The organism is Thioalkalivibrio versutus, from assembly GCF_001020955.1.
Taxonomy (GTDB): Bacteria; Pseudomonadota; Gammaproteobacteria; order Ectothiorhodospirales; family Ectothiorhodospiraceae; genus Thioalkalivibrio; species Thioalkalivibrio versutus.
On the sequence record NZ_CP011367.1, the window covers coordinates 836,769 to 859,144 of the forward strand.

A 22,376-nucleotide genomic window follows, 5' to 3' on the forward strand; every position below is an offset into this window, starting at 1 on the left:
GGCGCGGCAGAAGCGCCAGTGGCCAGGCGGGCGGAGCCATGCGGCAGCGTGCAGAGGGCAGACCATCAGAGGGCCGTCTTGCGGGCGTCGTTCACCAGGCGGAAGGCGGTCTTCAGGTGACTGCGCTCCAGGGTGGACAGTCCGGCCGGGTCCAGCGCGTTGTCCGGGGGCTGGCCGTTGCGGATCTGGCGAGCCTGATGGCGGGCGCGCAGGTTAGCGATGTACACCCAGGCATCGGCCAGGTTGTCGGCCGTGCTCTCGTTGATAACCCCCGCCCGGGCCGCGGCGCTCAGGCGTTCCACTGTGCTGCGGGCCGCGCTGCCGGCGTGCAGGGCAAAGACCCGTGCCATGGCGACGATCGGCAGCAGCCCACGCATCTTCAGGTCGAGGGTGTCGGCGTGTGCGCCGCTGTCCTCCAGCACGAACTGGCGGAAGAAGCCGAGCGGTGGGGGCAGGTTGCGCGCCTGGTCGGCCAGGGTGCTCAGCAGGGCCTCGTGGCGCGCACCAACCTCCAATGCTTGTTGGCGTAATGGTTCGAACAGTTCGGCCGCACCGTGGATCACGCGCATGTCGAGGTAGTGGGTGGCCAGCATCGCGTCGCGTGGGGCCGGGTGGTGCAGCACGCGTTCCATCTCGCGCGCCCAGTCAGCCGCGGGTCGGCGCCAGTCGGGATGGGTGGGATCGACATCGCCGGGGCAAGCGCGGATGCCGCAGGCGTCGAGGCCGGCGGTTACCCCGCGGGCAAGCTCCGCGAACCAGACGTCGACGTCCGGCGAGGCGTCATCGGCAATGATGAGAGCGGTGTCCTGGTCAGTGAACACGGTCTGCTCGTGGCGGCCCTGGCTGCCGCTCGCAAGCCAGGCAAAGGCGCAGGGGGCCGGGCCGCGGCCGCGTTCGTCCAGCTCGATCAGGCGCTGGGTGAGTGTGTCGATCACCGTGGTAACAGTCTGGGTGAGTTGGGCGGCGTCGGCGCCGGCCTCCACCAGTTGCACCTGCAACTGGGGCAGGGCCTGCATCACGCCCTGCAGGCCGGCAAGGTCGTCGGCACGGCGCAGGTCGCGCACCAGGTAGACGGCGCTGGTGCCCTGGTGGCGGATCAGGTCGGTGCTGGAGAGGATGCCGGCCAGGGTCCCGTCGGCCTCGTGGACGACCGGGAGGTGGTGGATGTCGTGGCGCGCCATGCGCAGCAGGGCCTCGAAGGCGGGGGTGCCGCGCTCAACCGTGGTCAGCGGGCTGGCCATGGATTCAGCAACGGCCTGGCCGGGGTCCACGCCGTTGGCGACCGCACGGCGCAGGTCGGTGTCGGTGAGGATGCCGCAGGGTTCGCCCGGGCGCTCGGGCGTGTGCAGCAGCAGCGCGGAAATGTCGCCGCGGTCCATCAGGCGCGCGGCCTCGCGCAGGCTGAGCGTGCTGACGGCCAGTATCGGGTCGCAGGTCATCAGGGCGCGCACTGGCGTGGTTAGCAGGCTGCGGTCCCCGTGCCCGCCCTGTGCTGTGCGGTCAGTGGCCAGTGGGCGCGGGGCGTCGGCGTCGAGGAACTGGGCGATGGCGTCGTCGCGCGCGGCCAGCTCAAGGGCGCGATCCAGCGGCAGGTGGTAGACCAGGGCATCCTCGGTGACCGGGCCCAGCGGGCGCGCCGGGGTGTTGGGGATGTGCACCAGATCGCCCTCGCCCAGGCGGTCGTGCAGGGTGTCCTGCGCGTCGCGGATCTCCAGCGTGCCGGTGCGCACGATCCACAGGCCGGGTTCGGCGTCCGGGGGGAAGCTGGTGCCCTCGCGCAGGTAGCGCAGGGTGAGCTGGCGTAGAAAGGCATCCCGGCTGGCCTCCGGCAGGGGGGCCAGATCGGGGCAGTGTTCGAGAAACTCGCGGATCTCTTCGAGTTCGCCGTTCATGCGTGGGTCCGTTGGGTGTTCACGTGGGGTGGGGCAACCGGCAATCGACCGGGGTAGGGTCGATTGCCGCTTGGCCCGCAGACACTGTGCCAGATAAAAGGGGCCGACCCGGTGCACCCGAGCCGACCCCGTCTTTTCTCCTGTCGAATGACCATCCAGTCATGGTGGCAGGGGTCCCGCCATGTTGGTCATGGCGGGACCGTCCATCAGCCTTCGGTACGCGGTACGCGCACGCTTTCCACCAGATCCTGGATGTCCTTCGGCGGCTCCTTGGTCAGCTTCATCACGATGTAGGCGGTGACGAAGTTGAAGACCGCGCCGATGGCGCCGAAGCCGGTCGGGTTCACGCCCAGCAGCCAGCCGTCCGGGTTGTCCGGGAGCATCGCGGTGCCGGAGAAGAAGAACCAGCCCTTGTACGTGAAGATGTACAGAAGGGTGGTCAGCAGACCCACCAGCATGCCGGCGATCGCGCCTTCCTTGTTCATCTTCTTCATGAAGATGCCCATCATCAGGGTCGGGAACAGCGAGGCCGCGGCGAGACCGAAGGCCAGTGCCACCACCTCGGCCGCGAAGCCGGGTGGATTCAGCCCCAGATAACCGGCGAACAGGATGGCGACACCCATGGCGATACGTCCGGCCATGAGCTCTCTCTTCTCGCTGATCCTTGGCATGAACACGCCCTTCAGCAAGTCATGCGAGATGGCCGATGCAATGGCCAGCAGCAGTCCCGCTGCGGTCGACAGTGCGGCGGCGATACCGCCCGCTGCGACCAGTGCGATGACCCAGCCCGGAAGCCCGGCGATCTCGGGGTTGGCCAGCACCATGATGTCGCGGTCGAGGGTGACGATCTCGGAACCTTCCCAGCCGTATTCCTCTTCGGCGAAAGCCGCGAACTCTTCGTTGCCGTCGTTGTAGTACTGGATCACGCCGTCGTCGTTTCTGTCCTCGAAGGCGAGCAGGCCGGTCTGTTCCCAGCGCTCCATCCACGCCGGCCGGTCCGCATGGGCCAGGTGCCCCTCTTCGGTGCCGATCTCGCCCGGGTGGACGGTGTTCACCAGGTTCCAGATGGCCATCGCGCCGACTGCCGGGGCAGTGGTGTAGAGGATGCCGATGAACACCAGCGCCCAGCCGGCGGACTTGCGGGCATCACGCACGCGCGGAACGGTGAAGAAGCGGATGATCACGTGCGGCAGGCCCGCGGTACCGATCATCAGCGCCAGCGTCAGCAGGAACATGTTGAGCATGCTCATGCCGCCCACTTCGGTGTAGGCGTGGAAGCCCAGATCGACCATGGTCTGGTCCAGCGCCTCCAGCAGGTAGGTATCCGTCCCCTGCAGGGTGGAGCCCAGTCCCAGCTGCGGGACCGGATTGCCGGTCAGGGTGATGGCAATGAAGATCGCCGGCACCGTGTAGGCAAAGATCATGATCACGTACTGCGCGATCTGGGTGTAGGTGATGCCCTTCATCCCGCCGAGCACGGCGTAGATGAACACCACGGTCATGCCGGCGATCAGGCCGGTGGCCAGTGGCACTTCCAGGATGTTGGAGAAGGCGATCCCGACCCCGCGCATCTGCCCGATCACGTAGGTCACGGACATCACGATCAGGGAGATCACCGCGATAATGCGCGCAGTCTTCGAGTAGAAGCGGTCACCGATGAATTCCGGCACCGTGAACTTCCCGAACTTGCGCAGGTACGGGGCCAGCAGCAGTGCCATCAGCACGTAGCCGCCGGTCCAGCCCATCAGGTACGCACCCCCGGTGAAGCCGAGGAACGCGATCAGGCCGGCCATGGAGATGAACGACGCGGCGGACATCCAGTCCGCGGCCGTGGCCATGCCGTTGGCGATCGGGTTAATGCCGCGCCCGGCGACGTAGAACTCGCTGGTCGAACCGGCGCGCGCCCAGATGGCAATGCCGATGTACAGGGCGAAGGTCGCCCCGACCACGAGCAGGCTTAGAGTCTGTTGATCCATGACAGGCTTACTCCTCGTGGACGTTGAACTTGCGATCCAGGACGTTCATGCGCCAGGCATAAACAAAGATCAGGATGATGAAGGTGTAGATCGAGCCCTGTTGCGCGAACCAGAAGCCCAGCGGATAGCCCCCCAGCTGGATCGCGTTCAGCGGCTGGGAGACCAGAATGCCCAGCACGAACGACACCAGGAACCAGATTGCCAGGCAGATGCCCAGCAGACGCAGATGCGCCCGCCAGTAGGCCTGCCGGCTCAGGTCTTCTTGTGACATGACGATGCTCCTCTCGTAAGGTTTTGTTGTTTGCCGTGTTCCATCACAGCTGGTATTGAACCTCAAGCTGTCCCTGCAGCTTGCGGGCCTGCCGGAAACTCTCCTTGAGCACCCGTCCCTCCAGGGCACCCAGCTCTTCCGGCCGGATTCGGTTGTCGTCGTCGCGTCCCTCGCGCAGCGCCTTTTGCTGGGCGCGCAGGCGCAGCATCTGCAGGTAGCGCAGTGCGGCGTGGTAGTCCTGGGCATCGGCGGCGCGCATTACGTCGGCCGCAACGGCCTGGTCCAGACGTTCGTGGGTGCGTGTGGCCGGCAACTCGGCCGCCAGCGCGATCACCCGTGCGCCGTCGACGAAGGGCGTGAGCCCCTGTTTCTTGATATCGATTCCGTTGGACCCGCTCTTGATCTCGCCGAACAGACCCAGTGGTGGGCGGAACATCTGCTGGTTGGCGGCCATCTGGCGGCGGAAGCGGCTGTTGAAGGCGGTCTTCTGCAGCAGGCGGGTGCGCAGCGCCTCGACGGGTCCGGCATCGCCGTCCACGGCGCGCAGATCGAAGAAGATGCTGCTCTTGAGCAGGTGCTCCGGCGTGCCCTGCTCGATCCAGCGGGTGAAACGCTGATCCCACTCCGGGCCGCTCAGACAGCACTCCGGGTTGCCGGCCATGATGTTGCCGGGGCACAGCATGAACCCGCACTCGGCCAGCGCCTGGTTCACGTCCTTCGCGTACGGCAGCAGGCGCTCGCGGATCGCGTCCGCGTCGCTGGCCGCGGCGTCGAACAGGATGCCGTTGTCCTGGTCCGTGACCAGGGCCTGCTCCTCGCGCGCCTGGGAGCCGAACGCCAGCCAAGTGAAGTCGATGCCCTCGATGGCCTCGTGCTGCGGCCGCAACAGGGCCAGCACCCGGCGGGTGGCGTGTTCGTTGAGACGCGTGATCAGGCGCAGGACCTGATCGGCCTCTGCGCCCTGGCCGGCCACGGCCTCGATCAGGCGTGGCACCTGGCGCAGGCGTTCGGCGACGGCGGTGACAGAGTCGGCGCGGCGGATCGCGCGCACCAGGCCGTCCAGGGTCAGCGGCTGACTGGTCAGCAGGTCGCGCTCGCCCAGCACGCCGACCAGGCGGCCGTCGCGCACCACACACAGGTGGGTCATCCCGTGCTCGGTCATCGCCTCGATACCCTCGAAGCCCGGGGTGCTCTCCTCCAGCGCCACCGGGTCGGGGGTCATCACGGCCGCGACCGGGGTGTCGAGGTCGACATCCGCCAGCGCCACGCGCGAGAGCAGGTCATGCAGGGTGAAGATGCCCACCGGCCGCTGGTTGTCGTCGACCGCGACGATGGAGCCGACCCGTTCGTCGCGCATGGTGGTCAGGACCTCGCGCAGCCGGGTGTCCGGGCGGCAGGTAACCGGGCTGCGCGCCAGGCGCAGAACCAGTGGCGTGTTGAGTTGTCCGGCGCCCCCGTCGCGGGCGGACAGGGTGTCCAGGCCCTGCTGCAGGCGGTCCAGCAGGTTGGCCAGGCGGCGCGTGCAGAAGTCGTTAAAGACCCGCGAACGGGCGCGCAGGCGGTCGAAGTCCTCCAGGCTCAGTTCCAGGCAGACGGTGTCCTCCGCCGCGCGATGCACGGTATGTACCGCGCGGCGGCCGAGCAGGGCGCCGATCGGGAAGCATTCGCCGGGGATCAGCTCCCAGGCCTTGCCGGAGAGCTGTTCGTCCTCGCTGGGGGTCTCGCCGCGGATGCGGCCCTGGCGGATGATGTGGAAACGCTGGGCCGGACCGGCCTCGGGGTCGGTGATGCGCGCGCCACGCGCGTAGAAGCGACTCTCCAGGCGGGGCAGCAGGAACTCCAGCGCATCCGTCTCGAGCTGGTCGAACGGGGCGTGGGCGCCGAGGAACTCCCGGGTGCTGTCGAGCGCGTCGGACATGGCGGTAGCGGCATCCCCAAAGTGATGGTGTTCACGTCTCGGGGGTCTACTGCAAGTTGCACGCCAATTCTTTGGCCCCCGCGAATCAGCAGGTTGTGGCCAAGCGGTCTGTTCCGTGCGTTACGTTGTGTAACGTGCGTGTTTCTTCTCGTTACACCGGCCCGCGGCGTAACGGGGGCGAATGCCGACCTGTTCGCATTCGCCCCGGTCGTCAGCAAGCCTTCGTTACACCGGGGGGCGCCTCCCGGTGACGAAGAACACCACCGCCAGGATCAGGCCCACGACAAACAGGATCCAGGCGATTTGCGTGGCGGCCCCGGCAATCCCGCTCAGCCCCAGCGCGCCCGCGACGATCGCAACGATCAGGAAAAGTAGTGCCCATCCCAGCATTGGTTCTCTCCTTTCGGCTCGTTTGAATTTTCAGTGTAGGCCAGAATTCGCTGTCCCATGGCTTCTTGTATTCGGCTTGGCGTACCAGTTCTCAGTTCCGGACTCCCATGGGCGACCTGGCGTATCCACCAAGGACACACTGGGGCTAGGTGGGTGATGTTCGCTATGGGTTTTCAATCGGATGAACATGTGTCCGGTCGGGAAATGTGAACTTGTTCAGGTCGGCTTCGGTGCATGCCGAGATAGAGGTCGCCGGCGTCGGTACAAACATGTTGCCTTTTCGATGGATTGGGAAGCATTGATCGGCGCGCCATGGAAAAGAATTCCTGGAGGGAAAATGCAATGAGCAGCGTTATCCGAAAATCATGCAAGGATGCGGACGGTCCGTCCCGATTCCTGTCGCTGCCGGTATATGCGGTAGCCCTCGCGCTTGGCGGCATGCTGGCGGGTTGTTCCGATCCGGGCCCGGCGCAGGAGGCCGGCGAGGCAGTGGACGAGACGATCGAGGAGGTGGACGAGGATCTGCGTGGCTGGATCGAGGATCTGCGCGAGGATGAGGTGCAAGAGGACGAATCCGGCCGCGGGGGGCATGACGACGCGTTCTCCGAGGAGGATCCGGCGCACGATATGGACTGATCAGTGGTCGCCGTGCCGTGGGGCCGGGTCGGAAAGGGGCTCGGTCAAACGGATGCAGCGATCAGGAAACAAAAGGCTGGTGGGTGGGTCGCCATGAGCGGATGGCGGTTCGCCCATCAGCCTTTTTCTTTGGGTTCTGTGGGTGTGCGCGGTATCACGAGTCGGGTCTCGGGGTGGGGCTGTTTTGCACGTGTTTGAAAATGAGTCACGCATTTCTTCTTTCCGGACCTGGGGTGTTTCGGGAAAATCGCCGGCGTCTTTATGGCAGTCAAGAAATTTTACATTTCGAGCACGATCAGGAAGGAGACGCGAAGATGAAAAAGATCTTGTTGAACACGGTTGTGGTGGCCGCTGCAGGGATCCTGGCGCCCCAGGTGGTGATGGCAGATGAGTCTGATCGGGGCGAGGGCCTGTACATGGGGCTCGGTACCGGTTTCAGCGCTCTGAAGAACGACCGCGATGAAGTCGCCGATTTCATCGGTTCCGGGGCCTCGGACTACCGCCTGGACGACGACGACAACGTCTGGCGCGGGTTTGTCGGGTACAACTTCAATCCGTATGTAGGGGTCGAGGGGTTCTACTCGGATCTCGGAAAGGTGAAGCTGCGCGGTGACGAGTCCGGTGCGCATACCGACATCAAGTCCCGAGCCTATGGCGCGAGCGTCCTCGGCAAACTGCCGATCGGGCAGCATTTCGAGTTCTTTGCGAAGGCGGGCCTCGCCAAGGGAAACACTGGCTAATGTACGCACTCGCGCTCGAGTCGCTTTTGCGTGCGAACAAGGCGCGGTGACTGCCGTGCAGTCATTCTGCACAAGGGAACCGCAACGCCGTGCGCGCGCAAAAGCGGCCGAGCCCCTTCGGGGTTGGCACCCCAGGTTCCCCGATCCTGCGTTGCGCCGCTTGCGGGTAGAACCACTACCCGCAAGCGGCGCGCCTTGTCTCGGGAAACCTGGGGTGCCAACGCGAGTGCGTACATTAACCAGTGTTTCCCTCGTGGGATGCAGACGTCCGGGGCAACCTGGGTGATGAGAGCATCACCCTGCGTGATAACGATGGCGTGGATCCGGTCTACGGACTCGGTGCGCAGGTGAATCTGGACAGCTTCCTGATTCGCGCCGAGTACGAACGCTATGACTTCGACAGCGACTACAAAGTCGACGCGTTTACTGCCTCGGTTGGCTGGCGATTCTAGAAAATACGGGCACAGACGGCCCACGAGATAACGTCTTGACGCCGCCCCGGTTGGTTGCCGGGGCGGCGTTTACGTGGGGAGGACGGCGTGGCCCTCAGGCGGCCTTGGCAATGCCTTCCTGGCGGCCCGGGCGGCCTTCCTTCAGGGTGACCAGTTCCTCGGCGCTGGTCGGGTGCAGCGGGATGGTCAGGTCCAGGTCGCGCTTGGTCGCGCCCATGCGCACGGCCACCGCGAAACCCTGCAGCATCTCGTCGACATTGGCGCCGATCATGTGGATGCCCACCACCTTTTCGTCGTTCCCGACGCAGACCAGTTTCATTGCCACCGGCGGCACCTCGCCCTCGGCGAAGGCGCGGTTCAGGCCGCCGAACTGCGTCTCGTAGATACGCACCGTGTCTCCGTGCTTCTCCACTGCCTGCGGCTCGGTGAGGCCGACCATGCCCGCGGTCGGGTGCGTAAAGGTGACCGTGGGGATCTGGTCGTAGTCCACCGGCACGGGATTCGTCTCCGGGGCATACCAGTGCGCGGCCAGGCGGCGACCGGCGGCGATGGCCACGGGGGTCAGCGGACCCTTGCCGATGATATCGCCCAGGGCGTAGATGCCCTCGACGTTGGTCGCCTGCCACTCGTCTACCGGGATGGTGCCGCCGCGGGCGATCTCGACGCCGACCTCTTCCAGACCCATGTCCTGGGTGGCCGGCTTGCGGCCGACGGCCCACAGCACCTTCTCGTACGGGCCCAGTTCCTTGCCGCCTTCCAGTTTGACGGTGACCGCGCCGGGCTTGCCGCCCAGACCCGCGGCCTTCATGCCCAGATGACGGCCGATGCCCTGGTGCTCCATGTGCTGGTCCAGCGTCTGCGAGATCATCGGGTCGGCGATCTCCAGCACGCGGTCCTCCATGGCGACCACGTCGGTCTTCACACCCATGGAGCGCAGCATGCCGGCCATTTCCAGTCCGATGTAGCCTCCGCCGATTACGGCGATGGATTCCGGCAGCTCGGTCCACTCGAAGAAGTCGTCGGAGGTGGCACCCAGCTCGGCGCCCTCGAGCGGTGGTACCAGCGGGGCGCCACCCATGGCCAACACGATGCGCTCGGCGGTGTACTCAGTGCCGCTCTCGCTGACCACCTTGTTCTTGTCGGCCAGGCGGGCGCGTTCCGGGATGTGGGTCACGCCCAGCTTCTCCAGGTGCCCGGACCAGAAGTTGTTCAGGTCCTTCAACATTGCCTGGCGTTTGTTCGCCAGGTCGGCATAGCGGATGCCCTTGATCTCGACGTCCACACCGAACTCGCCGGCCTCGCGGGCGTGCGACAGGTGCTCCGCGGCGTACCAGGTGAGCTTTTTCGGGACGCAGCCCTCGTTCACGCAGGTGCCGCCCAGGGGCTTGGGATCGAACACGGCGACGCGGGCGCCGTGCGGGGCGGCACGTTCCGCAACGGCCAGGCCGCCGCTGCCGCCGCCGATCACGATGATGTCGTAGTGTTCCATGTCGGTTCCTCGAAGGATTCGGTCAACGTTGGGTTTAGTCGAAGTTTCGCATAACGACCGCCGTCGTTACGGTCGTCAGGGTTTGCCATCCGTGTCCGGACGTCCGGATGGGTCGACGTCCGGACACGGATGGCCACCTGTGGGAGCAGATGGCCATCCGGGGCGGGCCGTGGACCCGCCCCGGGTGGTGGCGACGAGTTACGCCGCCTTTTTCTCGCGGGAGATCCACTCCTGCAGATCTTCCGCGCCGCCGATGCGGTGCCCGCCGACGAATACCTGCGGCACGGTCATCGCACCGGTAGCCGCCCGCAGGCTGCGCAGGCTGGCGTCGCGACCCAGCACGATCTCCTCGTAGTCGAGACCGGCGTTCTCCAGCATCTCCTTGGCGCTGGCACAGTACGGGCAGCCCGGCTTGGTGAAGACCACGACGTCTTCGGGGCAGGCCGCATCCGGGGCGACGTGGGCGAGCATCGTGTCGGCGTCGGAGACGACGAAGGGGTCGCCCGGCTCGTCCGGCTCGATGAACTGCTTCTCGATCACGCCGTCGCGCACCAGCATGGAGTAGCGCCAGGAGCGGTGACCAAAGCCAAGGTCGCTTTTGTCGACCAGCATGCCCATCTGTTCGGTGAATTCGCCGTTACCGTCGGCGATGAAGGTCACCCGGTCGGCCTGCTGATCGGCCTGCCAGGCTTCCATCACGAAGCCATCATTGACCGAGATGCAGACGATCTCGTCGATGCCATGCTGCTTGAGCACCGGTGCCAGCTCGTTGTAACGCGGCACGTGGGCGGACGAGCAGGTCGGGGTGAATGCGCCCGGCAGGGCGAACACGACCACGTTGCGACCCTTGAACAGGTCTTCGCTGCGGACGTCATTCCAGTCGTTGTCCTTGCGGCAGCGGAAGGTGACTTCCGGGACGCGCTGACCTTCGCGATTTTCGAGTTCCATATTTCGTACTCCTGTTTGGGTGTTAATTGCAGTAGACCAGAAAGAAGATTTTGGTTCGGTCGAGGCGATGCCCGACTGCTAGACTCAAGATAAGGGCTGGCCTCTCATTGATCCAGTTTTCGTTCTCTATACGGTTGTTAGTTTTGGGCTATCGTCAGTTCCGGCCCTTTGTGGTGTCTCAAGGTTGACGCGTCCGCCGGAAATGCGGAAGCTTGCCGCCCGGATTCGGAAAGCCCGAATCGCGGTCCGCGTTATGGTGGTCCGTATCAGTCCCCTCGCGACGACAGGTTGTGAACCCCGCCAGGCCCGGAAGGGAGCAACGGTAGCAACTGCGTCGGGCGCCGGGGTGTGGCGGGTGCGGGCCACCACCCTTTTCCTTGCGGCCCAGATTCCTGCGGTGATTGCCCCGCACCCGGGCACGCAACAGACTCCACTGACGGGGGAGGCATGAGTCACCAGGTTCTGGCCCGCAAGTGGCGCCCCTCGCGCTTCGAGGACCTGGTCGGGCAGCCGCATGTGGTGCGCGCCCTGGCCAATGCCCTGAGCGGCGAACGCCTGCACCACGCCTACCTGTTTGCCGGTACCCGCGGGGTGGGCAAGACCTCCATTGCCCGGATTCTTGCGCGCTGTCTCAATTGCGAGACCGGCGTTACGGCCACGCCCTGCGGCGAGTGCCGTTCCTGCGTGGAGATCGCCGAGGGTCGTCACCTCGACTTGATCGAAGTGGATGCCGCCTCGCGCACCCGGGTGGACGATACCCGCGAGCTGCTGGACAACGTCTCCTATGCCCCGACCACCGGGCGCTTCAAGGTGTACCTGATCGACGAGGTACACATGCTCTCGGAGAAGAGCTTCAACGCCCTGTTGAAGACCCTGGAGGAGCCGCCGGAACACGTGAAGTTCCTGCTGGCGACGACCGATCCGCAGAAGCTGCCGGTCACCGTGCTGTCGCGCTGCCTGCAGTTCAACCTGAAACCGATGCCGCCGGCGATGATCGCCGAGCACCTGACCCGGATCCTGGCCGCCGAAGGCGTCGAGGCGGAGCCGGGTGCCCTGCTGCGTCTGGGCGAGGCGGCCGAGGGCTCGATGCGCGATGCCCTGAGTCTGACCGACCAGGCGATTGCCTATGGCGGCGACCGCCTGAGCGAATCCGACGCCTGCGACATGCTTGGATTGCTCCCGCGCACGCGACTGGCCGCGCTGCTGGATGCGGTGTTTGCCGGGGACGGCCCGGCCCTGCTGGCGGGCCTGGCGGAGCTGGAGACGCTGGGACCCGACTGGTCGCGCCTGCTGGACGAGCTCGCCGCGCTGGTGCACCAAGTGGCGGTGCAGCAGGTGGCCGGTGCCACACCGGCGGCGGGCGAGGAGGCGCTGGTCTGGGCACACGAGACCGCCGGCCGGGTCGACCCGGAAACGATTCAGCTGACCTATCAGATCCTGATCAACGGGGTGCGTGATCTGCCCTACGCGCCGGACGCGCGCATGGGCGTGGAGATGACCCTGCTGCGCCTGCTGGCCTTTCGCCCGGAGCCAGCCCCGGGGTCTGGGGAGGGCGAGGGCCAGGCCGAACGCCGGCCGGCCACGGTGCGCGGGGAAGCGTCTGCGCCGCGCGCCGCGCCCTCCCGTAATGCGGCACCCGCGGTGCAACCCGCTGCAGTCGAACCGGCCGTGCCGAAACCGGCCGCGCAGGCGGCCTCGCGCAGCGGTGAAAACTCGCCGCCGCTCCGCGAGCGGGTGAGCGAGCCGCCACCTCCGCGGGAGGCACCCACACCGCCGGTGCACGCCGATGAGCCCACGCACGGCGAGGCGTCGCCGCGACAGGCCACGCCGGCGGCATCTTCGACGGCGGAACCGGTGGCACCTGCCGTGGCCGCAGACGGGATGTTTGACTGGCACCGTTTTGCCGAGGGTCTGCCCATGGGGACGGTGCGCGAACTCGCCCTGCACGCGGAGCTGCGCAAGCATGACCAGGAGTGCGTGGTGATTGCGGTGGCTCCGGGTACGTTATGTACCGACCGGGCCAGGACCCGCCTGAAGGAAGCGCTGGAGAAGACGCTGGGGCACCCCCTGCGCCTGGAGATTGTCAACCAGTCCGAACCGTCGGAGACGACACCCGCGGCGCGGCTTGCGGCGGCCTCGGCAGAGCGTCAGGCTAGCGCCGAGACGACCATGCGCGAGGACCCGGTGGTCCAGGCCCTGGGCCAGGAATTTGGCGCCGAACTGGGCGCGGTGCGCATTCGCGAAACCAACGAAGACAACTCCGCGGGCGACGCGTCGTCGGCCCCGCGCTAACCCGTCGAATACGGACAAACCCGCCTTTGTGCGGGGCAGGAGATCGAACCGATGATGAAAGGTGGCATGGGTGGCCTGATGAAGCAGGCCCAGAAGATGCAGGAAGACATGCAGAAGGTGCAGGCCGAGCTGGCCGAGATGGAGATCGAGGGCCAGGCCGGCGGCGGGCTGGTCAGCGTGGTGTTGACCGGCAAGTACGCCGCGCGCCGCGTGAAGATCGACCCCAGCCTGTTCGACGATGATCGTGACATGCTCGAAGACCTGGTGGCCGCCGCGATTAACGATGCGGTGCAGAAGGTCGAGTCCACCACGCAGGAGCGCATGGGCAGCCTGACCGAGGGCATGGGCCTGCCGGCCGGCATGAAGCTGCCGTTCTGAACCGGCGGAGCGGGCGCGCCTGATGGAAGCGGAACTGGACGAGCTGGTCCAGGCGCTGCGCTGCCTCCCCGGGGTCGGGGCGAAGTCGGCGCGGCGCATGGCGCTGCACTTGCTGGAGCGCGACCGCGAGGGCGCGCGGCGCCTGTCGCGGGCGGTGGACGAGGCCGTGGCGCGCATCGGGCATTGCTCGGTATGCCGCACGCTGACCTCGGCCGAGACCTGTTCGCGCTGCGCGGACCCGGAGCGCGATTCGCGGGTGGTTTGCGTGGTAGAGAGCCCCGGCGACGTGCTGGCGATCGAGTCGGCCACGGATTTCGGCGGTCGCTTTCACGTTTTGCTGGGCCGGTTGTCGCCGCTGGACGGGATTGGCCCGGAGGAGCTGGGGCTCGACCGACTGGAGGCCCGCTTGCAGGCGGAGGGTGTGGAGGAGCTGATCCTGGCGACGAACACGTCGGTAGAGGGCGAGGTGACTGCGCATTACCTCGCGGAGATGGCCGCACGTCACGGGATTCGTACCACGCGTATCGCCCAGGGTATCCCCAGCGGCGGCGAGCTGGAGTACATCGATGCCGGCACCCTGGCGCATGCACTTTCGGGTCGGCGCGAATATTGATGCGTGGTAATATTTCGATACAGGAGTAGCGGCATGACGGATTGCGTGTTCTGCAAGATCGTGGCGGGCGAGATCCCGGCCCGGGTGGTGTTCGAGGACGACGCGGTGCTGGCCTTCGAGGATCTGAACCCGCAGGCGCCCGAACATGTGCTGGTGATCCCGAAAACGCACATTGCCACGCTGAACGATTTGAGCGCTGCGGAGGCCCCGGTGATCGGGCAGATGGCCCGGGCCGCGGCGGAGATCGCACGCGATCGCGGATTTGCGGAGAACGGTTATCGAACCGTGATGAATTGCAACGACCACGGTGGGCAAACGGTCTACCATATACACATGCATGTCCTCGCTGGGCGTGCACTGAGCTGGCCCCCCGGCTAGCGACCAGGAACGACAACACGGATTGCTGGTGTGACGCGACAAGGATCGAACGGTGCAGCCCTGAAGCGGCCGCAGGCACAATGCCTGCGGCCGCTTCGTGCGCGCGCGTGGCGCTCGGGCTGGTTCGTGGTTTCGCTGGTGGTTGCGGGGCTCGCACTGGGCACGGGCGCTGCCAGCGCCGCCGACCGTTACTCGCTGGTTGTACCACCCCAGACCCAGGGGATCGCTGGGGCGGGGGTGACGTTGCGCGACGAGCCGGAAACGGGTCGCGACACCGAATCGCGCTACCGCTTGTCCGTGCGCAGTACCGGCGATGCCTCGGCCCTGGACGAGGCCGACAATGCCTTTGGCGGGACACGTCTGTTCGAGGCGGTGGGTGGCTATCACCAGGAACTGGGTGGGGGCTTCGGCTACGGCCTGAATCTTGGGGTGGGTATGGAGACGCGTCCGGACTGGAACGAACTCGGTCCGTCCGGTGAGTCCACCGCGTACTTCACCGATTTCAGCTTCGGGCCGACCTTCGCCTCCGGGCGTTTCGACAGCCAGTTCCGGGTGGGCGTGCGCCAGCCGCTGTCCAGCGAGGATCGGGATCTGGGCTTCGGCTACGGTGATCGCAGTCGCGAGACGGGCCGCACCGCCGGTTACCTGAGCCTGGATGGCCGCCTGCGTCTGCAGAACCAGTCCGAGCTATCCCTGAGCCTGTACTACGACGACTATTCGCTGAACTCCGCGGATAACTGGCTGGCCGATCGCCTCGAGTTCGAAGGCGTGAGCCGCGAGCCGGCCTCCTCGGTCATCGGCGTCGAGATGGGCCTGACCTTCTGATCCCGGCCTCCCGGCCGCGACACCTGCACACGTTTCGCCGCAACTCTCACTGCACGCCACCGTGCGGCCTCCCCGAGTTCGTCTGGCGCAACCACGACGTACACGAAGGCACGAAGAAGCGCTGGAAAAGCGATTCACAGGGCATTGGGAGGTTGGAAGAAATCCCGACTGGAATTCGTTGACTCGCACGGATCGTTGCGGGGCGCCACCGAACACGCGGTTGCCAATGCCTTTCTTCGTCCAGGCTTCCCCTTCCCGTTAATCGCTTGGTAACCCTGGGTGTTCTTCGTGCGCTTCGTCGAGGAAAAGTTACCCGCGCGCGCGGTTCTGGGCGGGGATCTCGGCGGCGAGGGCGTGCCAGGCCTGCAGGCGTGCGGCGGGGAGTTCGCCGGCCTCGATCGCGGCCAGTACCGCACAACCGGGCTCGCTCTGGTGGCGGCAGTCACGGAAGCGGCATTGATCACCGCGCTCCGCGATGTCCGGGAAGCCGCGCTCCAGGGTGTCCAGGGACGGGATCTCGGGCGTGAAATCGCGCACGCCGGGCGAGTCAATCCAGGCGCCGCCGTTGGCCAGTGGAAACCACTGGGCGGTGACCGTGGTGTGGCGTCCCTCGCCGGAGGCGGCCAGGTCGCCAGTGGTTGGCGCGATCGCGTCGACGATCCCGTACTGCTCGAGCAGCGCGGCGACCAGCGAGGACTTTCCGACACCGGACTGCCCGACCAGGATGTTGGTCTGGCCGGCCGCCGCCGCAGCCAGGTCGTCCAGTCCGAACCCGCTCTTGGCGCTGACGAATAGCGGATCCAGGTCCAGCTGGCGGTAGGCGTCCAGCCACTCGGGCCGGGCCGCGGGCCCCTCGTCCTGCTTGTTGATCAGCAGGCGGGGGCGGGCGGGCAGGTTGAGGATTGCCACCAGAAAGCGGTCGATCAGGTTGCGCGAGGGTGCCGGTTCCGGCGCGATCACAATCCACACGCAGTCGATATTGGCCGCGATGACCTTGCGCCGGCCGAAGCCGTCGCGACGCACGAGCACATTGTTGCGATCCAGCTGGCGGGTCACCTCGTCGCCGGTGGCATCCAGCTCGACCAGGTCGCCGCAGGCGAGGTCGCGGAAGCGGCGGTGCAGGCGTAACCGACGCGGGGGCTTGTCGGCCCCCGCGATGTCGGCCATCTGGTTGTGGCGGGCGAAGACCCGGGCGATCTGCGTCAAGCTCGTACTCGGCCGTGGCGGGAAGGGTTAGTCGAACAGGGCATCGACGCGCGCGGCACAGATAAAGTCATTCTCGCTCAGCCCGCCGATGGCATGGGTCGAGAACTCCACCGCACAGCGGTTGAAGCCGACCGCCATGTCGGGGTGATGATCCTCGCCATGCGCGATCCAGGCGACGGCGTTCACGAACGCCATGGTCTCGTGGAAGTTCTTGAACTTGAAGCTGCGCTGGATGCTCTTGCCGGTCTCGTCGATACCCCAGGCGTCGTGCAGCTGTCCCAGGGCGCGCTGGGCATCGTCCCGTGGCATCGGGTTGGTAAAGCCTTCGCAGGACTGGCAGTGCTTGGTTTTCAGATCAGTCATCGAACTGGTAGTACTCCGCGTTGAGGTAGGCGACCACGGCATTGACCTCGTCGTCGAACCAGTTGGTACCGAGATTCACATTGCAGTTGTTAACCTGGGCCACCAGTTCGTCGTGCGAGCCGACCATGCGGTTCGATCGCGTGTAGAGGTCGGAGCCATCGCCTCCGACCATGTCGGCGTGACAGCTGATGCAGTTGTCGCTGTGCAGCTCCTGTCCCATGCGGATGTCATCCGCCAGCGCGATGTTCGCGCCGCCAAGGCTCAGGGCCAGCGCGGCAGTGCCGGCGGCAATACGTGCGTGGGTATGTCGCATTGTTCCCTCCTGATCACGGGGGTTGGAGTCCGGGGCCACAGGCCCCGCAACCATGATGATAGACTCCTGCGGCATATGAAAGGGCCGTGGTCGTCACACGACGGCCTCCCCGCGAAGGAGTACGCGACATGGCCGTGAATGCCGAAAACCTGATCTGGATCGATCTCGAGATGACCGGTCTGGAGCCGCAAACCGACCGGATCCTGGAGGTGGCGACCATCGTCACCGACAAGGACCTTAACATCCTGGCCGAAGGGCCAGTCATCGCCCTGTACCAGCCGGCCGAGGTGCTGGAGGGGATGGACGAATGGAACCAGCGCACCCATGGAACATCGGGGCTGATCGAACGGGTGCGCAACAGCTCGTCGGACACCCGCGATGCGGAGCAGGCGACCCTGGAGTTCCTGGCGCAGTATGTGCCGAAGGGGGCCTCGCCGATGTGTGGCAATTCCATCTGCCAGGACCGGCGCTTCATGGCGCGCCTGATGCCGGAGTTGGAGCAGTACTTCCACTACCGCAATCTGGATGTCTCCACCTTGAAAGAGCTGGCGCGGCGCTGGGCCCCGGACGTGATCGCGCAGTTGCGCAAGAACGCGTCGCACCAGGCCATGCAGGATATCCGCGATTCGATCGACGAACTGCGCCTGTACCGCGAACGCTTCATCCAGATGCCGCCGGCGTCGCAGAACTAGCCTTCCGTCCTTCCAGGTCCCATGGCGCACTTGGGGTGTGTGTGCTGTGCTCGCCCTGGCTGGGTCCCGTTCGACATCTGGTGTTTCTGGTGGCCTCGGTGCGGCGCCGATCCCAGAAGGCTGGTCCCGGTTCATCGTCCGGTGTTTACGGTGGCTTCGTCTGGCCGCCTGCCAGGCGCTGACTCGCCAGCGCGCCGCGAGTTACTTCTTTGCTCGTGCAAAGAAGTAACCAAGAAACACGCCCGACTGCCGCGACCCCGGCCCGCTGTGCGGGCCGGGGTTTCCCTCGCTCCGAGGCTTTTCGCGGGCGGCGCTGAACTCGCTACGCTGCGTTTCGCTCAGACATCCAGCGCCCCGTGTCTATTTAGAATCGTCCCGCGAAAAGCCTCTCCACTCGGCGCGACGACAACGGGGAGGTAGGTCCAAACAACGGCTATCCCAGCGCTCTTGCCAGTGGATGATGGCTAGGTCTTCGAGCATCTTCGGCACGCTCGGCCTGCGGCCATGGCGCGCCGCACCCGCGAAGCGGGTGCCGGGGACGTAGGATGCGGATGAGCGCAGCGAATCGCATCAGGGGGTCGCTAGGCGTTGGAGATGGTGCGTTTCGCTGCGCTCAACCGCACCCTACGAGATACCGTCTGTTTTGACCTTCTCCTCCCGTATGGAGCCCCTTGCGGAAGGGTTCTCGGGCCGGGAGAAGGCGCTGGATGTCTGAGCGAAGCGCAGCGTAGCGAGTTCAGCGCCGCCGGCCCGAGGGCCCTGGAGCAAGGTTCCCGGGCGGAATCCGGGTGCCCTTCTTTGGGCACTTTCTTGGGCAAGCAAGAAAGTGCCTCGGGGCGCGCTGGCGAGTCAGCGCCTGGCAGGCGGCCGGACGAAGGCACCGTAAACACCGACGACGAACCAGGGCCAGCCACAACCAGGCAGGCGGCGGACCGAAGCCATCCTAAACACTAGTGGATGAACCAGGCCCGGCCCCAGGCGGTGAACGGCGCGCAGTAATCGCCGGGATTGCAACGCGAAAGCCGCGGGCTAGTCCAGGCGCAGGGAGTAGTCGATGGCGTGGAGGTGCTTGGTCAGCGCGCCGACCGAGATGTAGTCCACGCCGGTGGCGGCGATGGCCGCAAGGGTATCCGGTGTGACCCCGCCGGAGGCCTCGGAGATCGCGCGGCCGCGAATGCGCTGCACGGCCGTGGCCAGATCTGCCAGCGACAGCTCGTCGAGCATGATCACGTCTGCCCCCGCGGCCAGGGCCTGATCGACCTCGTCGAGGTTCTCGGTCTCGACCTCTACCCAGCGCCCGGCACCCAGGGTGCGGGCTCGTTCCACTGCGGCCGCGATGGAGCCGCAGGCGGCGATGTGGTTTTCCTTGATCAGCACGGCATCCCACAGGGCGAGGCGATGGTTGTGGCCCCCGCCGCAGCGCACGGCGTACTTCTGCCCGTGGCGCAGGCCCGGGAGGGTCTTGCGGGTATCGAGGATGCGGCTGTCCGTACCCTCCAGGCGGGCGACCCAGCGGGCGGTCTCGGTGGCCGTTCCGGAGAGGGTCTGGAGCAGGTTGAGGGCCGCGCGTTCGGCCGCCAGAACGGCCCGTGCGGGGCCTTCCAGGGTAGCGATCACGCGCGGTTCGTCGTCCACTTCCACGTGGGTGCCTTCGGCCACCTGCCAGTCGATCCGGGTTTCCGGCGCGAGGCTGGCGAACACCCGGTCGAACCAGGGCTGGCCACAAACGATCGCGCTCTCCTTCAATAGCAGCGTGGCGCGCGCCACCCGTTCAGCCGGGACCAGGGCGGCGGTCAGGTCGCCGTCGACACCATCGGGGCCCAGGTCCTCCGCGAGGGCGCCTTCGACCTCGCGCACCAGCATGGCCGCGTCCGGACGTGCGGGGCCCTGTGCGAACGGGTCGGATGGACCGCCCGCAAAGCTGTGCTCATCCCTCATGGCGATCCGGCATCGGGCGATGCGCCACGTAGTCGTCGCGCAGCTTCTTGACCAGGCCGGCCAGCAGGATCAGCGCGATCAGGTTGGGTGCGGCCATCAGGATGTTGGCGATGTCGGAGAAGTTCCAGACCACGCCCAGCGGGATGGTCGCGCCGATCACGATGAGGATGACGAACACGACGCGGTAGGGCATCACCGCGCGTTCGCCGAACAGGAAGTAGGCCGAGCGGTCGCCGTAGTAGGACCAGGCGATCATGGTGGAGAAGGCGAACAGCATCAGGCTGATGCCGACCACCATGGCGCCGAACGGGCCCAGCGTGGAGCTGAAGGCGGTGGCGGTCAGCGAGGCACCGACCACGTCGTCGGCGCGGTCGATATAAGCCCCGGTGACGACAATGGCGAGGCCGGTCAGGGTGCAGACCACGATGGTGTCGATGAACGGCTCGAGCATGGCCACCGAGCCCTCGCGCGGCGGGTCGCCGTTCTTGGCCGCGGCGTGCGCCATGGCCGAGGAGCCCAGGCCCGCCTCGTTGGAGAACATGCCGCGCGCAACGCCGTACTGGATGGCGAGGCCGATGGCACCGCCGCCGGCGGCCCAGGGGTTGAGCGCGAGATTCAGGATGGTGCCGATCGCGGCCGGGACGGCCTCGATGTTGGCGGCGATCACCACGAAGGCGCCCAGCATGTAGATCACGGCCATGAACGGGACGATGGTCGAGGCGATCATGGCGATGCGCTTGACCCCGCCGATGATCACCAGCGCCACCAGCACGGCCATGGTCAGGCCGATGATCAGGGCCATCCAGCCCATGATGTCGTCGTCCGCGCGCAGATCCGGCACGATGAAGGTCAGGCCGTCGACCACCGAGTTGGCCTGCACCATGTTGCCGATGCCGAACGAGGCGATCAGGGTGAAGGCGGCGAACAGGATCGCCAGCTTCTTCATCTTGAGGCCGTGGAGCAGGGTGAACATTGGCCCGCCGGCGATGCTGCCGTCCGGGGCGATCTCGCGGTAGCGAACGGCCAGGGTGGTCTCGGCGAACTTGGTGGCCATGCCGAAGAAGGCGGTGACCCACATCCAGAACAGCGCCCCGGGGCCGCCCAGCGCGATGGCCGTGGCGACCCCGGCGATGTTCCCGGTCCCGATGGTGCCGGACAGCGCGGTGGACAGCGCCTGGAACGGCGAGATCTGCCCGGTGCCGCCGCCGCGTCCATCCGCCCCGCGCAGGGCGCGCCAACCCTCGCGGAATGCGACGACCTGGACCAGGCCCAGGCGAATGGTGAGGTAGAGCCCGGTGCCCAGCAGCAGGATCAGGGTGAGCGGGTTGCCCCAAAGCAGGCCGGCGGTGTCGCCGAGGAACTGGTCGATGGTGTCGAGCATCGGTGGGTCCTTGTGGTCCGGAGCGGCTTTGGCTGAAAACTCTACCGCGCACAACGGGTGTTGACGATAGCTTTTGTCGAACCCGGGCATTGGGCGCGTCTGTGGAACGCCGCGATGGACCCTGTTTCAATGGCGGCTTCGACTCTCAAGGACGACGCATGACCGAACCCTCTCCCGCGGCTTCCGAGCCGGATCACGGCAAACCGGTACCCCGGATCTTCCTCGTCGGATCGCTGATCGCACTGGCGGTCTTCATCTGGCTGGTCAGTCTGCTGTGGCCGATGCTGGAAGAACGCATTGCCGATCTGAGCACCCTGCAGATCGGCTTGCTGGCGAGTTTCGTCGCCGGTCTGATGACCGCGGTGGGGGCGATCCCGATCTTCTTCCTGCGCCGCATCAGCCAGTCGGTCGAGGACGCGATGATGGGCTTCGGCGCCGGCGTGATGCTGTCGGCCACGGCCTTCGAACTGGTGCTCCCCTCGGTGGAGCAGGCCGAGGCCCAGTACGGCGGCGTGGGGATGGCCATTGTCGTGCTGGCGGTGGGGATCGGGCTGGGTGGCGGTGCATTGCTGGCGCTGCACAAGCTGGTGCCGCACGAGCATTTCTTCATCGGGCCGCAAAGCGGGGCCGACCCGCAGAAGATTCGCCGCGTCTGGTTGTTCATCTTTGCAATCGCACTGCACAACCTGCCGGAAGGCCTGGCGGTGGGGGTCGGCTTCGGCGGCGATGACGTGAGCGACGGGATCGCGCTGGCCATCGGGATCGGGCTGCAGAATATGCCCGAGGGGCTGGTGGTCGCCATCGCCCTGCTGTCGCTGGGCTACAGCAAGTGGGCGGCATTCGGGGTGACGTTGCTGACGGGCCTGGTGCAGCCGATCGGCGGACTGATCGGGGCCGGAGCGATCACGCTGATGGAGTTCCTGCTGCCCTGGGGGCTGGCGTTCGCGGCCGGGGCGATGCTGTTCGTGATCAGTCACGAGATCATCCCCGAGTCGCACCGCAAGGGCCACGAGGCCCAGGCCACGGTCGGGGTGCTGGTTGGCTTCGTCGTCCTGCTTGCGATCGACATGGCTTTGTAGGGCGCGCGCAGAGTGTCGCCCGCGCAGAGTGTCGCCACTGGCACCGTCATTGCGAGGAGCCGCAGGCGACGCGGCAACCTCCGTCCGAAACCACCGGATGCTGATCGTGACGCACTGCCAGCTTTCGGAGGTTACTCGCTGCGCTCGCCCTTCGGGCCGGCCTGCGGCCGTTCAACGCGCTTCGCGCTTTTGTGCTTCGTCGCCTT

Annotated in this window: 20 protein-coding genes, 1 other RNA gene and 3 pseudogenes; 12 read left to right on the top strand and 12 right to left on the bottom strand. The window is 66.4% G+C overall.

All coding sequences use genetic code 11. The features are described 5' to 3' along the window. Positions 1–65 precede the first annotated feature (65 nt). The 5 genes from TVD_RS03990 to TVD_RS14000 form a co-directional block, all read right to left on the bottom strand. Positions 66–1,892 carry a putative nucleotidyltransferase substrate binding domain-containing protein gene (locus TVD_RS03990; protein ID WP_047250872.1) on the bottom strand — a complete coding sequence of 609 codons (1,827 nt, stop codon included), beginning with the start codon at positions 1,890–1,892 and terminating at the stop codon, positions 66–68. A 206-nt stretch (positions 1,893–2,098) separates the two neighbouring features. After that, a complete protein-coding gene (locus TVD_RS03995; RefSeq protein WP_018176414.1) occupies positions 2,099–3,868 on the bottom strand; it encodes a sodium:solute symporter family protein in 1,770 nt (589 codons plus the stop codon). Positions 3,869–3,875: 7 nt separating this feature from the next. Then, the gene (locus TVD_RS04000; protein WP_018948713.1) at positions 3,876–4,139 is read right to left on the bottom strand and encodes a DUF4212 domain-containing protein; all 264 of its coding nucleotides are present in this window, start codon (positions 4,137–4,139) and stop codon (positions 3,876–3,878) included. A gap of 43 nt (positions 4,140–4,182) precedes the next feature. Further along, complete coding sequence (locus TVD_RS04005; RefSeq protein WP_047250873.1) at positions 4,183–6,057, bottom strand: DUF294 nucleotidyltransferase-like domain-containing protein; 1,875 nt, start codon at positions 6,055–6,057, stop codon at positions 4,183–4,185. A 225-nt stretch (positions 6,058–6,282) separates the two neighbouring features. After that, positions 6,283–6,447 carry a DUF1328 domain-containing protein gene (locus TVD_RS14000; protein WP_018146152.1) on the bottom strand — a complete coding sequence of 55 codons (165 nt, stop codon included), beginning with the start codon at positions 6,445–6,447 and terminating at the stop codon, positions 6,283–6,285. A 342-nt stretch (positions 6,448–6,789) separates the two neighbouring features. Here TVD_RS14000 and TVD_RS04015 point away from each other — a divergent pair, with 342 nt between their 5' ends. The 3 genes and pseudogenes from TVD_RS04015 to TVD_RS04025 form a co-directional block, all read left to right on the top strand. Further along, the gene (locus tag TVD_RS04015) at positions 6,790–7,083 is read left to right on the top strand and encodes a hypothetical protein (protein ID WP_019628442.1); all 294 of its coding nucleotides are present in this window, start codon (positions 6,790–6,792) and stop codon (positions 7,081–7,083) included. A gap of 314 nt (positions 7,084–7,397) precedes the next feature. Then, positions 7,398–7,808, top strand: a pseudogene (locus TVD_RS04020) (outer membrane beta-barrel protein); the annotation flags it as partial. Positions 7,809–8,077: 269 nt separating this feature from the next. Beyond that, positions 8,078–8,275, top strand: a pseudogene (locus TVD_RS04025) (outer membrane beta-barrel protein); the annotation flags it as partial. 94 nt (positions 8,276–8,369) lie between these two features. Here TVD_RS04025 and gorA read toward each other — a convergent pair. Both gorA and TVD_RS04035 read right to left on the bottom strand, forming a co-directional pair. Continuing rightward, positions 8,370–9,764 carry a glutathione-disulfide reductase gene (gene gorA, locus TVD_RS04030; protein WP_047250875.1) on the bottom strand — a complete coding sequence of 465 codons (1,395 nt, stop codon included), beginning with the start codon at positions 9,762–9,764 and terminating at the stop codon, positions 8,370–8,372. Between the two features lie 198 nt (positions 9,765–9,962). Further along, positions 9,963–10,712: a glutathione peroxidase gene (locus tag TVD_RS04035; protein ID WP_018169361.1), complete on the bottom strand. Its 750-nt coding sequence runs from the start codon at positions 10,710–10,712 to the stop codon at positions 9,963–9,965. A gap of 264 nt (positions 10,713–10,976) precedes the next feature. Between TVD_RS04035 and ffs the strand changes: the two genes are divergently transcribed. The 6 genes from ffs (at position 10,977) to TVD_RS04060 (ending at position 15,198) form a co-directional block, all read left to right on the top strand. After that, an RNA gene (gene ffs / locus TVD_RS14010) (signal recognition particle sRNA small type) lies at positions 10,977–11,073 on the top strand. Positions 11,074–11,159: 86 nt separating this feature from the next. After that, positions 11,160–13,004 (top strand): DNA polymerase III subunit gamma/tau, encoded by a 1,845-nt coding sequence (gene dnaX, locus TVD_RS04040; protein ID WP_047250876.1) that lies wholly within the window; start codon positions 11,160–11,162, stop codon positions 13,002–13,004. Positions 13,005–13,055: 51 nt separating this feature from the next. Further along, positions 13,056–13,382: a YbaB/EbfC family nucleoid-associated protein gene (locus TVD_RS04045; RefSeq protein ID WP_018146146.1), complete on the top strand. Its 327-nt coding sequence runs from the start codon at positions 13,056–13,058 to the stop codon at positions 13,380–13,382. 22 nt (positions 13,383–13,404) lie between these two features. Next, positions 13,405–13,995, top strand: a complete 591-nt coding sequence (recR, locus tag TVD_RS04050) for a recombination mediator RecR (RefSeq protein ID WP_018146145.1) — start codon at positions 13,405–13,407, stop codon at positions 13,993–13,995. A gap of 33 nt (positions 13,996–14,028) precedes the next feature. Next, positions 14,029–14,373 carry a histidine triad nucleotide-binding protein gene (locus TVD_RS04055; protein WP_018169363.1) on the top strand — a complete coding sequence of 115 codons (345 nt, stop codon included), beginning with the start codon at positions 14,029–14,031 and terminating at the stop codon, positions 14,371–14,373. Between the two features lie 30 nt (positions 14,374–14,403). Further along, positions 14,404–15,198, top strand: coding sequence for a hypothetical protein (locus tag TVD_RS04060; RefSeq protein ID WP_082119070.1), 795 nt, complete (start codon positions 14,404–14,406; stop codon positions 15,196–15,198). Positions 15,199–15,507: 309 nt separating this feature from the next. On the opposite strand, the gene rsgA is transcribed toward TVD_RS04060, so the two are convergent. The 3 genes from rsgA to TVD_RS04075 are packed head-to-tail and all read right to left on the bottom strand — an operon-like array spanning position 15,508 to position 17,080. Then, a complete protein-coding gene (gene rsgA, locus TVD_RS04065) occupies positions 15,508–16,404 on the bottom strand; it encodes a ribosome small subunit-dependent GTPase A (protein ID WP_047250877.1) in 897 nt (298 codons plus the stop codon). Between the two features lie 27 nt (positions 16,405–16,431). Then, positions 16,432–16,767, bottom strand: a complete 336-nt coding sequence (locus TVD_RS04070; RefSeq protein ID WP_018169366.1) for a 4a-hydroxytetrahydrobiopterin dehydratase — start codon at positions 16,765–16,767, stop codon at positions 16,432–16,434. After that, complete coding sequence (locus tag TVD_RS04075; RefSeq protein ID WP_019571446.1) at positions 16,760–17,080, bottom strand: c-type cytochrome; 321 nt, start codon at positions 17,078–17,080, stop codon at positions 16,760–16,762. Before TVD_RS04075 ends, TVD_RS04070 begins: the two co-directional genes overlap by 8 nt. Positions 17,081–17,208: 128 nt before the next feature. On the opposite strand from TVD_RS04075, the gene orn reads away from it, so the two are divergent. Both orn and TVD_RS14880 read left to right on the top strand, forming a co-directional pair. Next, positions 17,209–17,772, top strand: coding sequence for an oligoribonuclease (gene orn / locus TVD_RS04080; RefSeq protein WP_018169368.1), 564 nt, complete (start codon positions 17,209–17,211; stop codon positions 17,770–17,772). A 457-nt stretch (positions 17,773–18,229) separates the two neighbouring features. Next, a pseudogene (locus TVD_RS14880) lies at positions 18,230–18,487 on the top strand (hypothetical protein). 314 nt (positions 18,488–18,801) lie between these two features. Here TVD_RS14880 and nadC read toward each other — a convergent pair. Then, positions 18,802–19,635 (bottom strand): carboxylating nicotinate-nucleotide diphosphorylase, encoded by an 834-nt coding sequence (nadC, locus tag TVD_RS04085; protein WP_156167561.1) that lies wholly within the window; start codon positions 19,633–19,635, stop codon positions 18,802–18,804. 64 nt (positions 19,636–19,699) lie between these two features. Then, positions 19,700–21,091 carry an alanine/glycine:cation symporter family protein gene (locus TVD_RS04090; RefSeq protein ID WP_047250879.1) on the bottom strand — a complete coding sequence of 464 codons (1,392 nt, stop codon included), beginning with the start codon at positions 21,089–21,091 and terminating at the stop codon, positions 19,700–19,702. Between the two features lie 158 nt (positions 21,092–21,249). Between TVD_RS04090 and TVD_RS04095 the strand changes: the two genes are divergently transcribed. Beyond that, positions 21,250–22,170, top strand: coding sequence for a ZIP family metal transporter (locus TVD_RS04095; RefSeq protein WP_047250880.1), 921 nt, complete (start codon positions 21,250–21,252; stop codon positions 22,168–22,170). The last annotated feature ends 206 nt before the right edge of the window (positions 22,171–22,376 follow it).

Excerpts from the sequence above, each read along its gene's own strand:
- TVD_RS03990 (WP_047250872.1), bottom strand. The coding sequence starts at position 1,892 with ATGAACGGCGAACTCGAAGAGATCCGCGAGTTTCTCGAACACTGCCCC.
- TVD_RS03995 (WP_018176414.1), bottom strand. The coding sequence starts at position 3,868 with ATGGATCAACAGACTCTAAGCCTGCTCGTGGTCGGGGCGACCTTCGCC.
- TVD_RS04000 (WP_018948713.1), bottom strand. The coding sequence starts at position 4,139 with ATGTCACAAGAAGACCTGAGCCGGCAGGCCTACTGGCGGGCGCATCTG.
- TVD_RS04005 (WP_047250873.1), bottom strand. The coding sequence starts at position 6,057 with ATGTCCGACGCGCTCGACAGCACCCGGGAGTTCCTCGGCGCCCACGCC.
- TVD_RS14000 (WP_018146152.1), bottom strand. The coding sequence starts at position 6,447 with ATGCTGGGATGGGCACTACTTTTCCTGATCGTTGCGATCGTCGCGGGC.
- TVD_RS04015 (WP_019628442.1), top strand. The coding sequence starts at position 6,790 with ATGAGCAGCGTTATCCGAAAATCATGCAAGGATGCGGACGGTCCGTCC.
- gorA (WP_047250875.1), bottom strand. The coding sequence starts at position 9,764 with ATGGAACACTACGACATCATCGTGATCGGCGGCGGCAGCGGCGGCCTG.
- TVD_RS04035 (WP_018169361.1), bottom strand. The coding sequence starts at position 10,712 with ATGGAACTCGAAAATCGCGAAGGTCAGCGCGTCCCGGAAGTCACCTTC.
- dnaX (WP_047250876.1), top strand. The coding sequence starts at position 11,160 with ATGAGTCACCAGGTTCTGGCCCGCAAGTGGCGCCCCTCGCGCTTCGAG.
- TVD_RS04045 (WP_018146146.1), top strand. The coding sequence starts at position 13,056 with ATGATGAAAGGTGGCATGGGTGGCCTGATGAAGCAGGCCCAGAAGATG.
- recR (WP_018146145.1), top strand. The coding sequence starts at position 13,405 with ATGGAAGCGGAACTGGACGAGCTGGTCCAGGCGCTGCGCTGCCTCCCC.
- TVD_RS04055 (WP_018169363.1), top strand. The coding sequence starts at position 14,029 with ATGACGGATTGCGTGTTCTGCAAGATCGTGGCGGGCGAGATCCCGGCC.
- TVD_RS04070 (WP_018169366.1), bottom strand. The coding sequence starts at position 16,767 with ATGACTGATCTGAAAACCAAGCACTGCCAGTCCTGCGAAGGCTTTACC.
- TVD_RS04075 (WP_019571446.1), bottom strand. The coding sequence starts at position 17,080 with ATGCGACATACCCACGCACGTATTGCCGCCGGCACTGCCGCGCTGGCC.
- orn (WP_018169368.1), top strand. The coding sequence starts at position 17,209 with ATGGCCGTGAATGCCGAAAACCTGATCTGGATCGATCTCGAGATGACC.
- nadC (WP_156167561.1), bottom strand. The coding sequence starts at position 19,635 with ATGCTGGTGCGCGAGGTCGAAGGCGCCCTCGCGGAGGACCTGGGCCCC.
- TVD_RS04090 (WP_047250879.1), bottom strand. The coding sequence starts at position 21,091 with ATGCTCGACACCATCGACCAGTTCCTCGGCGACACCGCCGGCCTGCTT.
- TVD_RS04095 (WP_047250880.1), top strand. The coding sequence starts at position 21,250 with ATGACCGAACCCTCTCCCGCGGCTTCCGAGCCGGATCACGGCAAACCG.